A 14,770-nucleotide genomic window follows, 5' to 3' on the forward strand; every position below is an offset into this window, starting at 1 on the left:
ATGCAAGAATTCTAATGCTTATGGTCATGGTGGTGGGTATAGAAGCCTAGAGCAGAAAGTGCATTTGAGAATTTAGAGTTAGGAGTTAGTTCATTTGGTATTCCGCTGCAACATATGTGACCGTTTAAGCATATCACTTGATCGGAGTTTTTTATTACGGTAAATAAATCATGAGAAATCATAAAAACCGTAATATTGAGCTTTTTACGAATCAAATTAATAAGCTGATAAAATTCTTGTTGGCTTGTTACGTCTAAAGACTGTAACGGTTCATCTAAAATAATTAAGTCGGGATTATTAACTATTGAACATGCAAGAACTACCTTTTGAAACTGCCCTCCTGAGAGCTTAGAAATTTCTTGATCTTTTATATGTTCCAAATCAATAAATGAGTTAATCTCTTTAATATTGTTATTAAAATTACTCGGTGCTAACAACTCTAAAAAATTTTTTACTGTAATAGGTAAATCAGGGGGTAATCCGAACTTCTGCGGTACATATCCAATTTTTAGTTTGGGATCAATTATAATCTCGCCGCTTGTAGGTTTTTCAAGTCCAAGCATTAAGCGTACTATGGTAGTTTTACCTGCACCGTTAGGTCCGATTAAAGTAGTGATATTATTTTTTTTGACAGTGAAACTAACGTTATTTATCGGCAATTTATTACCGAATTTTTTAGATACGTTACGAAACTCGATTATAGGTTTTTGCATGTGTCAGTTCACTTCTGTCATCCCGTAGCTTGACCACGGGATCCAGTAATAAATACTAAAGTTATTAATGTTTTAAGTTATTTTTCTAGATCCCGTGGTTAAGCCACGGGATGACACAATGGGCAATAAATAGCATTCATTAAATAGAATAAATGCCGATTAGTGCTGCCTCGACAAGTAAATGCTTTTGCAGGGCTAATACTAAATCTGGCTTGCTAGCATTCTCATCAAGCTCAAGATAATCATTTAGGGCATATAGTTTAAAAAAATAACGATGAGGTTTGCCGGCAGGTGGACAAGGACCGCCGTATTTTTTTCTTGCCAGCTATTATTTTAAATTTTAATACTACTATCTATTTGTCCTTCTGAAAGCTTAGTAATAGAAGCAGAAATATTAGAAATATTATATATTACCCAATGATCCCATATATTGTGTGGCGGTGCTATTTCTACCGGTGCATCCGGATCATTCATTATAAGTGCAAAAGATTGAGTATCTGAAGGAGCATTACTCCATTCTAGATGCGGTGAAACATTTTGTCCTTTACAAGTAAATTTATCAGGAATGCGATCATTATGTTTAAATGCCGTACTTGTTATTATGAAAGTCATAGGTTGCTCCTTTTGTTATAACGTCATTGCGAGCAGCCATAAGCTGCGTGGCAATCTCATGAAATAATAAAATTCCTGAGATTGCTTCGGCAATTACTTCGTAATTTTGCTCGCAATGATGTTTTGTCTATCAATTCACAACTTGCCATTGTCCGTCAGGTTGGCGGCATGCATTACCGTATGCTTTTTGTTGTTTTCCGCCTATTACAACTGTTTGAGTGTACTCACGGCAATATTGACCAGTGCTATTTCTATAAGTTTTATTAGGTGTTACGTAACCGTAATTGCCGTTATCCGGATTACGCCATTCTACGTTACTACCACTAGGAGCTGTTTCTAAAGCTCTCTGTGAGGTAAGCTCTGCAAGTCTTCTATCCTGTTCATCCATACCTGCACCGATTTGTCCACCAAGAACTGCTCCAAGTAATGCACCTACACCTACTCCAACAAGCTGTCCTTTGCCCTTACCGAATTGAGAACCAAGTAATGCGCCGCCAGCACCGCCAAGAAGTGTTCCTGTACCTTGTTTATTCATACCGCCCGGACCGTTACAGGCTTGTAACATAGAAGTTGCAAGAGCTATAATCATAATTTTAGATAATAGTTTCATATAATTCTCTCTAAATTAATATATAATTAATAAGTATATGGTTTTTAGAATTTTGTAAAGCTAAAACTAGATTCTGTGTATTTTAAAATATTATTTTTAATTTTGTTCACAGAACCTCATTATAATTGAATTTTATATTTTCTTTGTTAAACTACAAATAAATAAATTGGAAAGATTTGTCATGGATACTAATAGCCGTAATCGGTTAATAAAATCGGCATCTTATTTATCGGTTACTACGGCATTAATTATTTTAAGTATAAAATTATATGCTTGGGTTGTTACCGATTCGCAATCAATCCTTGCTTCTTTAATTGATTCAATGCTTGATATAACTTCCTCCTTTATTAATCTAATAGCTTTAAGATTTGCCCTGCAACCGCCAGATCATCATCATCGATTCGGGTATGAAAAACTGCAGGATTTAACAATTTTTTCTCAATCGATATTTTTCTTTGCTTCAGCTTTTTTTGTAGGCTTTTCTTCGGTTAAATCTGTATTTGAAAAAACAAAACCGGAGAATATTAGCGACGGTACTACTGTAATGTATGGATGTATATTCTTAACAATTATTTTAGTGTTTTACCAAACTTATGTAATTAAAAAAACAGGATCGGAAATAGTAAAAGCCGATAAGCTTCATTATTTCACGGACTTACTAACTAATGTTATAGTAATTATCTCTATAAATTTAAGTGATTATTTTTGGTTTGTTGACCCATTATTTGGTGTAGTTATTTCGTTATATATATTTCACTCTTCTTATTCTTTATTTAAAAAGGCATTTAAAAATTTAGTAGATCATGAATTACCCGAACAAGACAGACAAAAAATTATCTCGATAGTTAATAACCATTTAGGGGCAAAAGGTATGCACGAAATGAAAACTAGATATGCCGGTCAAAAAGCTTTTATCCAGTGCCATCTGGAAATGGACGGCAATATGTCGCTTTATAATGCTCATAAAATTAGCGATGAGATTGCTTTTGAAATATTGCAGGAATTTCCGGAGGCTGAAATAATTATCCACCAAGATCCTTTTGGAATCGAAGAACACGTAAAGTACCGTGAATATATTGTTAGATAAAGAAGCTAATTTTAATAATTTTTTCATGGAGCAAGCTTTAAAACAAGCAAAGATTGCTTTTGATAAAAATGAAGTCCCGGTCGGAGCGGTAGTTGTAGATAGGTTAAATCAGAAAATTATTGCTAGTACCCATAACAATACGGAAGAAAAAAATAACGTTCTTTATCATGCTGAAATTATTGCTATTAATGAAGCATGTAATCTTATATCTTCTAAAAATTTAAATGATTATGATATTTACGTTACTTTAGAACCTTGTGCTATGTGTGCGGCAGCTATAGCTCATAGCAGGTTAAAACGTTTATTTTATGGGGCTTCTGATTCCAAGCACGGAGCAGTCGAAAGTAATTTGCGATATTTTAACAGTAGTGCTTGTTTTCATAGACCGGAAATATATAGCGGAATTCTTGCCGAAGATTCGGGGCTATTAATGAAAGAGTTTTTTAAGAGGATAAGAACTGTTATTTCTAGCCACAGAATGACATAAAGAAGTAAGAAAACATGCTAAAACTATTAACCCCCTATTATTTTAATAAATTATCAAAGGTTATAATACCTATATTAGCTATATCTACTTGCGTAATGATGATTATAGGTCTTTATTTAGCCTTCATAGTTTCGCCGGTAGATTATCAGCAAGGTGATTTTGTACGCATTATGTATGTTCATGTCCCTGCCTCTTGGATGGCTCTTGGTGTTTATGTTTTCATGGCAGTATGTAGCTTTAGCTATTTAGTATGGAAAACTACTATTAGCTATTTGCTAGCCGTAGCTTCTAGTTACGTTGGGGCTACTTTTACTTTGATTAGTTTAGTAACAGGTTCTTTATGGGGAAAACCTATATGGGGGACATGGTGGGTTTGGGATGCAAGACTTACCTCCATGCTCATATTATTTTTATTATATTTAAGCTATATTATTATAGTGAATAGTGCGGATAATATAAGAAAGGCACAAAATCCTTCTTCTATTATTGCTCTTATCGGACTGATTAACATACCGATAGTAAAATTCTCGGTAAATATTTGGTATAGTCTGCATCAGTCTGCTAGTGTTTTAAGGCTAGGGAGTCCAACTATTCACTCTTCAATGCTCAAGCCTTTAATTATCATGTTTATTAGTTTTATATTATATTTTCTATTAGTATTACTTTTAAGAACTGCTATATTAATTGACAAAATCAAAAACAGATAATAAAATGACTTATGTTGTAACCGATGAATGCGTGAAATGTAAATATACCGATTGTGTTGAAGTATGTCCTGTAGATTGTTTTTATGAAGGTGAAAGGGAAGATGATTTTATGTTAGTCATTAACCCCGATGAATGTATAGATTGCGGCGTTTGTGTTCCTGATTGTCCTATAGGTGCTATTAAACCTGAATCACCGGGGTTAATAGAATGGGTAGAACGTGCAAAAGATTTTATAGAAAATAAAGGATGGAAAAATATTACAAAAAAAAAACTGCTTTACCTGATGCCGATAAATTTAAAGATGAGAAAGATAAGTTTAATAAATACATAGGTTCTGTGAAGATTTCTAATTGATTTGTTATTTTGAGATATTTTTAAGCGAAAATTATAAGATTTTTGAAGAAATAGTTAATCCTATTTCAAAAATCTTATAATTTTCGCTTAAAAATATCTCAAAATAACAAATCAATTAGAAATCTTCACAGAACCTATGATAACATGAATTAACTATATGTGTTTATTTTGTCACAAAACTTAATAAAAGCTTTATTATATGAATCTAATTGCCGATTAAATATAGAACTAAAAAATATAATATGTTATATATGCCATTAAGATAATGTTTAATTATTTAATTTGAGGTGCTAATCATGAAAAAGTTACTTTTAATAGCTGCTACAAGTGCAACAATTTTGTCTTCTAGCGTATCATTTGCTGAGGGCATGGATCATGAGTGGTATTTAAGAATAGATACCGGTGCAGCAATGTTTAATGAAGAAAAAGATAAGGCAACCGGTGTTAAATTAAAATCTAATACAACTGTTCCAGTTGCTTTAGGTATCGGTTATTATATTTCCGAAAACTTTAGAGCTGATTTAACTTTAGGTACTATAATCGGTGGTAAGTTCAAGAAATCCGGAGCTGCGACTAATGCACCTTTTACCCGTACTAATGTTTCAGCAAGCCATAAACCTACTATTACACGTTTACTTATTAACGGTTATGTAGATTTAACTAATTTTGATATGTTCGATGTTTTTGCTGGTGCCGGTGTTGGTCCTGCATTAGTTAAAGAAAAAATTACATATAATGGGATAACCGATCTTTCATCTAACACTAAAAACAGCACTAATATTTCTTACAAGCTAACTTTAGGTACTTCTGTACAAATTGCCGACGGTGTTAAAGTAGAACTAGCTTATAGCTGGATAGATGATGGTAGAACCAAAAGTAAGAATGTAATTTACCAAGGAACAAGTGTACCAACCGGTGGTATGCATTATCAAAGCCATAACTTAACAGCCGGTATAAGATTTGATATATAATTAACAAGAATATATTAATAGTTTTAGGTAATAATCTAATATCATACCGTGGCTTAACCACGGTATTTAGAAATACAAAAAAAAGACTGGATTCCGGTGGTTAAGCCACGGAGCGGTATTAGATGACAACTCAGAAATGTCACTTAAAACTATTTTTTATCGAATTTAGGTAAAAATTGTAAAATTATTATCTAATATCGTTTTTACTAACAACTAATAAAATTTAAAGGAAAAATTTAACAATATGAAAAAATTACTTTTAATAGCAGCTGCAAGTACAGCACTTTTAACTTCTGGTCTTTCATTTGCTGATTGCGATATGAATTCTTCTGTAGATTCATCTACTAATTCATCGATGTCATCATCTGTGGAAAATCAATGGTATTTAAAACTCAATGCCGGCGGTGTGATTTTTAACAAAACAAAACCTAAAGGAGCAGATTTTAAGTTAAGTAATATAAAGTCTAATACAGGATTTACAGGTGAGATCGGTGCGGGTTACTATATCATGGATAATCTAAGAACCGATTTAACAATTGGAACGGTAGCAAGTAGTCATTTAAAGAAATCAAAAACTTATCCAGACGGTAATTCTTTCTCAGTAAAAAATAAACCTACTATTGTAAGTGTATTACTTAACGGTTATGTTGATTTCGTCGATTTAAGTATGTTTAAAGTATTTGCAGGTGCAGGTGTTGGTGCTGCTTTTGTAAAGGAAAAAATTGACTCTAAAGATATTAAAGGTGGTGTAACTGACACTTTCAACGGTACTACTAAAAACAAAACTAACTTTGCTTATCAATTATCTTTAGGGACTTCATTTGAAGTTGTACAAGGTGTAAAAGCTGAACTAGTTTATAGCTGGAGAGATTACGGTAAAACAAAAAATACCACCAAAACTATTAACGGGGATAAAGTTAAATTTGGTGGAACCCATTATAAAGGTCATAACTTAATGGCAGGATTAAGATTTGATATGTAATTAGTCTTAAATCTTTTTACAAGCTATTAATACGCAAAAGGAGTCTTTAATAAAGACTCCTTTTTTTGTTTGTATGTCTTGGTATTGCCTACGTGGATACTGAGACGTCATGAGCTAAGCGACTGCAAGGTATTATCGCATAATTCAGCTTTTTTGTCATTGCGAGGAAAATTACGAAGTAATTGACGAAGCAATCCAGTAAAAAATTCTGATTTACAGCATTTTTATTATTTTTCCTAGATCCTACGGTTGCAGAGTTGTTGTATGGTTAGCCCGTACGATGTCATTCCCGCTTCTGCGGGAATGACATAAACTGAGCCAGGCAACAACACCTACAAGCTTGCGGAGTTATAGTAGAGATGGCATTGATATTCATGCCAACAAACTCTTAATCTAAAGACTCTTTTTGCCTTTATAAAACGTTACGTTCATTTGATGTATTGCTGCAAAACCTAAATAAATTTTAATACGTTCTAGAATAATATCTTGATAATAAGGTAATTCTGCTGCAGTAGCATTATCTTCAGCTTGTATAAACAGCGTATTAATCTTTTGTTTTTTATAAGTATAGGTGGTGATTTTTAAAGGTAATACTTTAGTGCTGAAGTTAAACCCGACTATTTTATTCCAGTTAATCATGATTTCAGGTAGCAATGGATGTTGTTTAGCAAATATACGTCTAACTATTTTATCGATATCCTCTTTAATTAGCTTCATTTTAATAAACTCTGCACTGTTAAAGTTATGACTGCTAAAGCAAGCATTATAGATATTACGGGAAAATGTAAAGATGTAACCGATATGATCATTAAAAATATATTACAAACTGCTATAATCGATACTACTTGTTTATGAGATTTACCTTTTTGTACTGCTTTTTGAAAAAAATGTTTTAAATGAGGCTGCCAAATTTTTTCTTTATTGAGTAGCCGAATTAATATGGTTAGCACTGCATCAGTGATGTAATATAAGCTAGCAATAGCACAAGCTATAAATAAATTAGTGCTTGTAAGAGCCAGCAGGATCAAACAAAGACCCGTTAAGAATCCAAGACTAATACTTCCCACGTCTCCTAAAAATATTTTTGCCGGATGCCAATTAAATATTAAAAAACCACAAGAGCCACCAAGAATAATAACATTTACACTAGTTATAAAATATGGATTATTAATAGTCGGAAATTGTAAAAAACATAATATAAGCATAGTGCTAGATAGATGGATAGATTCCACACAACTCATACCGTCTATACCGTCCATAAAATTATATATATTAATAAAACCGCTTAAAGCTATAACTAAAATAGAATATATTAGTATATGTACAGAGTTTAGCTGCGAAAAAAGAAAAATAGCAAAAGCTGCACAAATTAAGTGGACTATTAAACGAATTAGAATAGGTACGGCTTTTAAGTCATCTAAAAAGGAAATCGAAGCAATTGCCAATAATAACGGTAATATTTTTATTGAATTAACAAAGTTATTGCTCGTTATATATTCAAACCCGCTCAAAGCAATCATTACAACAACTACAATAGCAAGACCGCCGCCGCGCGGTGTTATCTTATCATGAGAACGACGGTTACTTGGTATATCAACTAAACCGATAGTAGGAAGATATTTAGTTAATATATATGTTAATATAGCGGTGGATATAAAAGAAAAAATAAATAATGTGCTGTAGCTATTTATATTCATAGGAACATATTAGATTTAAAACTATAATATTTACGGTTTGGCATGTCTCTACTATCTTATTTGTCATATGAATGTTGGCTTTTGAAGGTTCAGGGCTACCGCTTGGATGATGATGCACAAGTATAAGGCTGCTTGCTTCGTTAAATAAAGCTCGTTTAATTATCTCACGTGGATATACCGCAGCTTGGTCTATAGTTCCTTGACTTAAAACCTCATCAGCAATTAAAATATTTTTCTTATTCAAAAATAATATACGAAATTGCTCGAGTCGTATATTGGCCATATTAACTTTTAAATAATCAATCCAAGAACTCCAAGAAGCATTAATATTTTTAGTTATTATTTTTTGTTTCAATACTCTAATTTATCAGCTCACGTAGAGCAAAATTGATATATAAATTTTCATTGGTGCCTTTAATACTAAGTAGCCTTTCCTTATCAAGGTTAATTAAATCCGTAATATCAAAATGATCAAGTAATTTTTTAGCAAGAGGTTTTATGTCTTTACGAGGGATAGCCGAAAATAACATTACTTCAAGTAATTCGTAATCAGACAAATGTTCTGCTCCAGCGGCAACGAAGCGTTCTTTTACTCTTTTACGGTGACCTATATAATGAGGCGTATCTATTATTTCATCATTACTAAATTCTAACAAATTATTTTCTAACATTTTTTATGTTTATTCAAATTATAGATAAGTAAAATGTTGCTGATGTCATTCCTAGCTAAAAGCGGGAATCCAGTAATCTTTAATGTCATCCTAGCTAACTTGATCGCGGGATCTAGTCTTTTTAAATGCTTTTTGGATCCCGTGGTCAAGCCACGGGATGACACTGAGTGCGTTTTTTGATCCACGCAACAATGTCCCGCGGGAATGACATAGATAGCCATACAACAAAATCAAGTTTTACCCTACAGTTTAGTATGGAGGATAATCAAGTTTTTTAGGTGATAACGTAAATATTTCAAAACCGTCTTTAGTCACGCCTATAGTATGCTCAAATTGAGCCGATAATGATTTATCACGTGTAGTAACTGTCCATCCATCTAGTTTACTTAATATAGTGTCATAATTACCGGCATTTATCATAGGTTCAACGGTGAAAAACATCCCTTCTTCTAACGTTAGACCCGTGCCGCTGCGACCGTAATTTAATATTGACGGTTCGTCATGAAAAACTCTTCCGATACCGTGACCCGTATAATCTCTAACCACAGAATAATTATGTTTCTCGGCATAGCTTTGAATAGCATGTCCGATATCACCGAGTTTAGTACCGGGTCTAACTACTTCAATCCCTTTCATCATTGCATCATAAGTTACTTGAATAAGACGCTTTGGCTTAATTGCTACGTCACCGACATAATACATACGGCTAGTATCACCGTACCAACCGTCTAAAATTACCGTAACATCAATATTTACTATATCACCGTTTTTTAACGGTTTATCGTTTGGAATGCCATGACAAACCACATGATTTATAGAAGTACAAATCGATTTCGGAAAGCCTTTGTAATTTAACGGTGCAGGAACGGCATTATGAGAAATAATAAAATTATGACAAAGGCCATTTAAACTATTAGTAGTGACATTCGGTTTTACGTGATCAGTAATAAAATCGAGCGTCTCTGCAGCTAATTTTCCTGCTGCCCGCATCTTTATGAAATCTTTTCCCGTGTGGATTTTTATGGTCATGAATTTTGGTTACCTTTCCCTCAAAAAAATATATTTTCATAATACAAAATGGCTCTTTTAATGTAAATAACTTATCCTATTATTGTGAGAAGTGCTGCTATGTTACTTGATGTAGGTTTTGGATATTATATAATTGCTAATATATTATTTAACATAATGGGTGTAGTGAGGTTATTATTTGCTCTTTCTGTTGTGGCTGCACATTCAACTTCTCATCCATTGCTTAAATTTATAGGTACAACAATTGCAGTACAATCTTTTTTCATGATTTCCGGCTTTTATATGGCTATGATTCAGAGCAATTATACAAGCAAAATAAAATTTTGGAAACGTAGATATTTAAGGCTTTATCCTACTTATATCTTTTGTATTTTAGTTACTTTCTTCTTGCAGCAAAAATTTTCTTTTTTAAGCAATTGTGTCATCTTCCATTTCCGGCTGGTTTTTTTAATTTTTGCAAACCTAACAATGTTATTGCAAGATGTAACAATGTTTATTGGAATTAATAATAATACAGTACATTTTACAAAATACTTTATTGACTCCACGCCTCCTCTTTATCAATTTTTGTTGATACCTCCTGGTTGGTCAATTGGGCTAGAAATTTCTTTTTATTTAATGGCACCTTGGATTCTAAAAAAGAAAAATATCTATATTTTATCCATAATTTGTATATCTTTAATTACTAGAATTATTCTTCAGTTTAATGGATTTATAGGAGATTCTTGGTCTTATAGATTCTTTCCTTCTGAACTTGCAGTTTTCTTAATTGGTAGTCAAGCATTTTATATTTATACTAATCAAGAAATAAACGAAAAAAAGTCTTGGCTTAGTCAATTACTCTATTTATATATTATATTAATAATTATTACTTTTCCGTTTATCCCAATAGAGCCTCAACTAAAAAAATTACTTTTTTATTGTTTATTTGCTCTATCTTTAGGAAAAATATTTGACTTAACCAAAGATAATAAGTTAGACAAATTAATTGCTTTACTCTCTACCCAATATATTGTTGTCATTTAATTGTCTTGTATAATATATTACCTGCTATTTCATATTGGGCTGATAATGGGACATTTCTTAATACGTTGGTTACTTTTATAACAGTAATAATTATTTCTTTATTGAAAAGCCTATAGAGTATTATAGAAAAAGATATAAAACTCATAATTTAGCTTAATATTTAAAACTATGCTATATTACATAAATAAAATTCTTTCAAACAATAAGGTACAAGCGGTTATCTTAGGGATAATCGGGCTTGGGATTGTTACTGTTCTCACGTCATATAATATAGACGATCCGTCATTTAACTCGGTCACAACAGAGTACCATAGTAATTTAGTAGGAATTTTTGGCTCTTATTTATCGGATTGTTTATATCAATTTTTTGGGTTGGCTGCTTTTATTATACCGCTTGCTTGCTTTGTTTGGGGGAGAAATTGTTGGTATGGAAGATATCGCGGCTCATTTATCCGTATGTTTGTAATGTTGCTTGCTCTCGTTAGCAGTAGCACATTATTATCTAAGATTAAGCTAGAATTCATACCAGCAAATGCAGGTGGAGCTATCGGAATAATAGCTTCTAATTTTTTTGAGCGATTTACAAATCAACTATACTTATTATTAATATTTTTTACCTTTATTATATTAGTTGTTTTATTTGAAATTAAATTTACTTCTTTAAGTAATTTTATTATTAAGCTAGGGAAATTTTTAATCTATCGGATACAATCTTTTTTACATAATGTATTTTCACGATTGTCGTCGATAAGATTATTCCCTACTAAAAACAATGATAAGATAAATATAACTGCTTCTTACCAAAAGCCTGTAAGTGAAAAAGTAAAATTTCCTGAAGAAGCGAGATCCGTACCTGCAAATCCTATAAAATTCTTTAGCAAACCTGTTAGCCCTAAAATATCTCAAAGCGAAATAGCAGAATTGCCGCCTATTTCGTTATTACGTGATCCTGAAAAACATCATGTAAAAGGAGCTTCGTCCTCAGAGCTTAAACAAAAGGCTGAAGAGTTATTAACCGTGCTGAATGATTTTGGAGTTAAAGGGCAGATAATTAATATCAATCAAGGACCGGTGGTAACTCAATATGAATTTGAGCCGGCAGCAGGTACGAAAACATCAAGGGTAGTAGGATTATCTGACGATATAGCACGCTCACTATCTGCTTTATCAACAAGGATAGCAGTCATACCCGGCAAAAATGTACTTGGTATTGAGCTTCCTAATAAGCAGCGTGAATTCTTTTGCTTAAAAGAACTTATAGAGACCCCAGAATACCAAGACAAATCAACTTTATTGCCGTTAGTCTTGGGTAAAGATTTAGCAGGTAAGCCGCTGATTGCCGATCTTGCTAAAATGCCTCATTTATTAGTAGCAGGAACCACCGGCTCAGGTAAATCCGTCGGTATTAATGTGATGATTGTGTCGCTCTTATACCGCTATACTCCCGAAGAATGTCGCTTTATCATGATTGATCCGAAAATGCTTGAATTATCGGCTTATGATGGAATACCGCATTTGCTAACTCCTGTGGTAACCGAGCCTTCTAAAGCGGTAGTTGCTCTTAAATGGGCAGTTAAGGAAATGGAAAACCGTTATAGAATGATGAGCAATATTGGTGTTAAGAATATCGCAGGTTATAATGCAAAAATCTTAGAAGCGGTTAAAGAGAATAGGGTAATTGAGCGTTCGATTCAAACTGGTTTTGACCCTGAAACAGGTAAGCCTATTTACGAAACCGTTACAATGAACATGGAAAAACTGCCTTACATAGTGGTTATTGTTGATGAGATGGCTGATTTAATGCTAGTTGCCGGTAAGGATATTGAAATGCTGATTCAAAGGCTTGCTCAGATGGCAAGAGCGGCAGGCATCCATATTATTATGGCAACGCAAAGACCTTCTGTAGACGTGATTACTGGTGTCATTAAAGCCAATTTTCCAAGTCGTATTAGTTTTAAAGTTACCTCTAAAATCGATAGCCGAACGATTTTAGGAGAGCAAGGCTCCGAGCAGTTACTCGGTATGGGTGATATGTTATTTATGGGGAGTACTTCCAAGATAAGTAGGGTACACGGACCGTTTGTTAATGAAGCCGAAATTGAGCAAATTACGGAATATTTGAAAGAGAGCGGTACGCCTGAATATATTTCTGCCGTTACCGAGCAACCTGAAGAAGACGATAGTAGCATTGATATCGGTGACGGCACTTCTGATGAAGTGCTTTACAAAAAAGCTGTGCAGATAGTGCGTGACGAACGCAAATCTTCCATTAGCTATATCCAAAGGTCGCTTAGAATTGGCTATAACAAAGCTGCCAACTTAGTTGAGAAGATGGAGAAAGAGGGAATAGTCTCACCACCGAATCATACAGGTAAAAGAGAGATATTATTGCCTGAGAGGTAGGGTATTTTTTCGTCATGCGCTACGCAGCTGTAGGCGTTGTTGCATGGCTCTTATGTCATTCCTGCAAAAACAGAAATCCAGCATAAAGCGAGCTTTAAATTTCAAAAATTTGGTAGAAACTTTATTTATATAGTAAAGGTGTTGATGCCCAGTACAAAAACCAATTAGGACGTATAGCTCTGCATCATGCTATAAAAGCTAATTGCGGTGAAGAATTAATACAGTTTTTAATTGAACACACTGCGTATGTTAATTATCGTGATAAATCAGGTCTAACACCGCTGGCTATGGTGAAGAGTAATCATTGTGTCCCGGCTACAGAATTATTGCTCAAAGCTAATGCTTCTGAATATTATATGTATGATGTGTTATTAAGGTGTTAGGAGAATATGGATACTAAATAGTTATTGCGAGCGGGCATTGCCCGCGTGGAGCGATTCCCTCCCTGTGTGTCATCCCATGGTTTGTCCACGGGATGACACACAGCAGATTTCTCGAGCCATGCAACAAGGCCAACGTCGCTACGGAATGACAATCTATACATAAAAATATCATCTATGTTATTAATTATAATAGACATACTAAACAAGTTGCGTTATAACATTTTTTAAGTGAGTTAATTTTTATTAAGGTTTACATGTATGGCAAATATTTCTCCAAAATTATTTCAAAAAGCAATACAACAAGGTCTTAAAGCCGCTTTATTCACCACCTCAACCGCAGCGATAATGCTGAGTAGTAGCGGGGCACTCGGTGTTGCTGCAGGTGTTATTGCTACTAATAATGCAGCATTTAGTGATAATGTTGACAATAATAATTGGAATGGGATAACGGCTGCAGGGGTAGCTAATGGTAATCCTGCTGGTAGTCCTCAAAACAATTGGGCATTTACTTACGGTGGTGATTATATTATCACTGCAGATGCAGCCAATCGTATTATTACGGCTATAAATGTTGCGGGTACTACTCCCGTAGGTCTAAATATTGTTCAAAATACCGTTGTTGGTTCGATTATAACGGGAGGTAACTTGTTGCCTGTTACTATTACTGCCGGCAAAAGCTTCACTTTAAACGGTAATAATGCTGTTGCTGCAAATCATGGTTTTGATGCTCCTGCCGATAATTATACAGGTTTAGGAAATATAGTTTTAGGGGGAGCGAATGCTGCACTAATTATACAATCTGCAGCCCCGGCAAAGATAACACTTGCAGGCGATATAAATGGAAGAGGTATAATAACTGTCAAGACAGATGTTGCCATTAACGGAACAATAGGTAATACAAATACATTAGCAATAGTGAATGTAGGAGCAGGTAAAGCCACGTTAGGGGGAGCGGTTATTAAAGCTACTACGACTAGGTTAATAGATGCTGCGTCGGTATTAACCCTTACACATGCAAATGCAGTATTAACAGGTGCG

Annotated in this window: 15 protein-coding genes and 4 pseudogenes; 10 read left to right on the top strand and 9 right to left on the bottom strand. The window is 33.7% G+C overall.

Annotation, left to right across the window (positions count from 1 at the left end; translation table 11 throughout):
- Positions 1-11 precede the first annotated feature (11 nt).
- The 3 genes and pseudogenes from ABVF33_RS06500 to ABVF33_RS06510 form a co-directional block, all read right to left on the bottom strand.
- Positions 12-713, bottom strand: coding sequence for an ATP-binding cassette domain-containing protein (locus ABVF33_RS06500; protein ID WP_499706720.1), 702 nt, complete (start codon positions 711-713; stop codon positions 12-14).
- A gap of 139 nt (positions 714-852) precedes the next feature.
- A pseudogene (locus tag ABVF33_RS06505) lies at positions 853-1,325 on the bottom strand (YbhB/YbcL family Raf kinase inhibitor-like protein).
- Between the two features lie 130 nt (positions 1,326-1,455).
- Positions 1,456-1,935, bottom strand: a complete 480-nt coding sequence (locus ABVF33_RS06510; RefSeq protein ID WP_004997204.1) for an RT0821/Lpp0805 family surface protein — start codon at positions 1,933-1,935, stop codon at positions 1,456-1,458.
- Positions 1,936-2,116: 181 nt separating this feature from the next.
- On the opposite strand from ABVF33_RS06510, the gene ABVF33_RS06515 reads away from it, so the two are divergent.
- The 6 genes and pseudogenes from ABVF33_RS06515 (at position 2,117) to ABVF33_RS06540 (ending at position 6,523) form a co-directional block, all read left to right on the top strand.
- Positions 2,117-3,022 (top strand): cation diffusion facilitator family transporter, encoded by a 906-nt coding sequence (locus ABVF33_RS06515; protein ID WP_499706721.1) that lies wholly within the window; start codon positions 2,117-2,119, stop codon positions 3,020-3,022.
- Positions 3,003-3,509: a nucleoside deaminase gene (locus ABVF33_RS06520; RefSeq protein WP_499706722.1), complete on the top strand. Its 507-nt coding sequence runs from the start codon at positions 3,003-3,005 to the stop codon at positions 3,507-3,509. The genes ABVF33_RS06515 and ABVF33_RS06520 overlap by 20 nt, the downstream gene beginning before the upstream one ends.
- Positions 3,510-3,523: 14 nt before the next feature.
- Positions 3,524-4,216, top strand: coding sequence for a heme ABC transporter permease CcmC (ccmC, locus tag ABVF33_RS06525; RefSeq protein ID WP_499706723.1), 693 nt, complete (start codon positions 3,524-3,526; stop codon positions 4,214-4,216).
- A gap of 4 nt (positions 4,217-4,220) precedes the next feature.
- Positions 4,221-4,570, top strand: a pseudogene (locus ABVF33_RS06530) (ferredoxin family protein).
- Positions 4,571-4,866: 296 nt separating this feature from the next.
- Positions 4,867-5,541 carry an adhesin Adr gene (gene adr / locus ABVF33_RS06535; RefSeq protein WP_499706724.1) on the top strand — a complete coding sequence of 225 codons (675 nt, stop codon included), beginning with the start codon at positions 4,867-4,869 and terminating at the stop codon, positions 5,539-5,541.
- Positions 5,542-5,785: 244 nt separating this feature from the next.
- Positions 5,786-6,523, top strand: a complete 738-nt coding sequence (locus ABVF33_RS06540; protein ID WP_499706725.1) for an outer membrane protein — start codon at positions 5,786-5,788, stop codon at positions 6,521-6,523.
- A 140-nt stretch (positions 6,524-6,663) separates the two neighbouring features.
- Here ABVF33_RS06540 and ABVF33_RS06545 read toward each other — a convergent pair.
- The 6 genes and pseudogenes from ABVF33_RS06545 to map all read right to left on the bottom strand — a co-directional run.
- A pseudogene (locus ABVF33_RS06545) lies at positions 6,664-6,747 on the bottom strand (lytic transglycosylase domain-containing protein); the annotation flags it as partial.
- A 169-nt stretch (positions 6,748-6,916) separates the two neighbouring features.
- The gene (locus tag ABVF33_RS06550; RefSeq protein ID WP_499706726.1) at positions 6,917-7,240 is read right to left on the bottom strand and encodes a DciA family protein; all 324 of its coding nucleotides are present in this window, start codon (positions 7,238-7,240) and stop codon (positions 6,917-6,919) included.
- A complete protein-coding gene (locus tag ABVF33_RS06555) occupies positions 7,237-8,220 on the bottom strand; it encodes an MraY family glycosyltransferase (RefSeq protein WP_499706727.1) in 984 nt (327 codons plus the stop codon). The genes ABVF33_RS06550 and ABVF33_RS06555 overlap by 4 nt, the downstream gene beginning before the upstream one ends.
- On the bottom strand, positions 8,207-8,575 hold the full coding sequence (locus ABVF33_RS06560) for a JAB domain-containing protein (RefSeq protein WP_499706728.1): 369 nt from the start codon (positions 8,573-8,575) through the stop codon (positions 8,207-8,209). Before ABVF33_RS06560 ends, ABVF33_RS06555 begins: the two co-directional genes overlap by 14 nt.
- A 4-nt stretch (positions 8,576-8,579) precedes the next feature.
- A complete protein-coding gene (locus tag ABVF33_RS06565; protein WP_499706729.1) occupies positions 8,580-8,891 on the bottom strand; it encodes a UPF0758 domain-containing protein in 312 nt (103 codons plus the stop codon).
- Positions 8,892-9,140: 249 nt separating this feature from the next.
- The gene (gene map, locus ABVF33_RS06570) at positions 9,141-9,920 is read right to left on the bottom strand and encodes a type I methionyl aminopeptidase (protein ID WP_499706730.1); all 780 of its coding nucleotides are present in this window, start codon (positions 9,918-9,920) and stop codon (positions 9,141-9,143) included.
- A 99-nt stretch (positions 9,921-10,019) separates the two neighbouring features.
- Here map and ABVF33_RS06575 point away from each other — a divergent pair, with 99 nt between their 5' ends.
- The 4 genes and pseudogenes from ABVF33_RS06575 to ABVF33_RS06590 form a co-directional block, all read left to right on the top strand.
- The gene (locus ABVF33_RS06575; RefSeq protein WP_499706731.1) at positions 10,020-10,946 is read left to right on the top strand and encodes an acyltransferase family protein; all 927 of its coding nucleotides are present in this window, start codon (positions 10,020-10,022) and stop codon (positions 10,944-10,946) included.
- A 168-nt stretch (positions 10,947-11,114) separates the two neighbouring features.
- The gene (locus ABVF33_RS06580; protein WP_499706732.1) at positions 11,115-13,349 is read left to right on the top strand and encodes a DNA translocase FtsK; all 2,235 of its coding nucleotides are present in this window, start codon (positions 11,115-11,117) and stop codon (positions 13,347-13,349) included.
- Between the two features lie 179 nt (positions 13,350-13,528).
- On the top strand, positions 13,529-13,732 hold the full coding sequence (locus ABVF33_RS06585) for an ankyrin repeat domain-containing protein (protein WP_499706737.1): 204 nt from the start codon (positions 13,529-13,531) through the stop codon (positions 13,730-13,732).
- 258 nt (positions 13,733-13,990) lie between these two features.
- Positions 13,991-14,770, top strand: a pseudogene (locus ABVF33_RS06590) (autotransporter outer membrane beta-barrel domain-containing protein); the annotation flags it as partial.

This window comes from Candidatus Rickettsia barbarica, from assembly GCF_041477405.1.
Classification (GTDB): domain Bacteria; phylum Pseudomonadota; class Alphaproteobacteria; order Rickettsiales; family Rickettsiaceae; genus Rickettsia; species Rickettsia rickettsii.

Coding starts and splice junctions, on each gene's coding strand:
- map (WP_499706730.1), bottom strand. CDS start 9,920: ATGACCATAAAAATCCACACGGGAAAAGATTTCATAAAGATGCGGGCA.
- ABVF33_RS06540 (WP_499706725.1), top strand. CDS start 5,786: ATGAAAAAATTACTTTTAATAGCAGCTGCAAGTACAGCACTTTTAACT.
- ABVF33_RS06510 (WP_004997204.1), bottom strand. CDS start 1,935: ATGAAACTATTATCTAAAATTATGATTATAGCTCTTGCAACTTCTATG.
- ABVF33_RS06550 (WP_499706726.1), bottom strand. CDS start 7,240: ATGAAGCTAATTAAAGAGGATATCGATAAAATAGTTAGACGTATATTT.
- ABVF33_RS06500 (WP_499706720.1), bottom strand. CDS start 713: ATGCAAAAACCTATAATCGAGTTTCGTAACGTATCTAAAAAATTCGGT.
- ABVF33_RS06515 (WP_499706721.1), top strand. CDS start 2,117: ATGGATACTAATAGCCGTAATCGGTTAATAAAATCGGCATCTTATTTA.
- ccmC (WP_499706723.1), top strand. CDS start 3,524: ATGCTAAAACTATTAACCCCCTATTATTTTAATAAATTATCAAAGGTT.
- adr (WP_499706724.1), top strand. CDS start 4,867: ATGAAAAAGTTACTTTTAATAGCTGCTACAAGTGCAACAATTTTGTCT.
- ABVF33_RS06565 (WP_499706729.1), bottom strand. CDS start 8,891: ATGTTAGAAAATAATTTGTTAGAATTTAGTAATGATGAAATAATAGAT.
- ABVF33_RS06580 (WP_499706732.1), top strand. CDS start 11,115: ATGCTATATTACATAAATAAAATTCTTTCAAACAATAAGGTACAAGCG.
- ABVF33_RS06575 (WP_499706731.1), top strand. CDS start 10,020: ATGTTACTTGATGTAGGTTTTGGATATTATATAATTGCTAATATATTA.
- ABVF33_RS06555 (WP_499706727.1), bottom strand. CDS start 8,220: ATGAATATAAATAGCTACAGCACATTATTTATTTTTTCTTTTATATCC.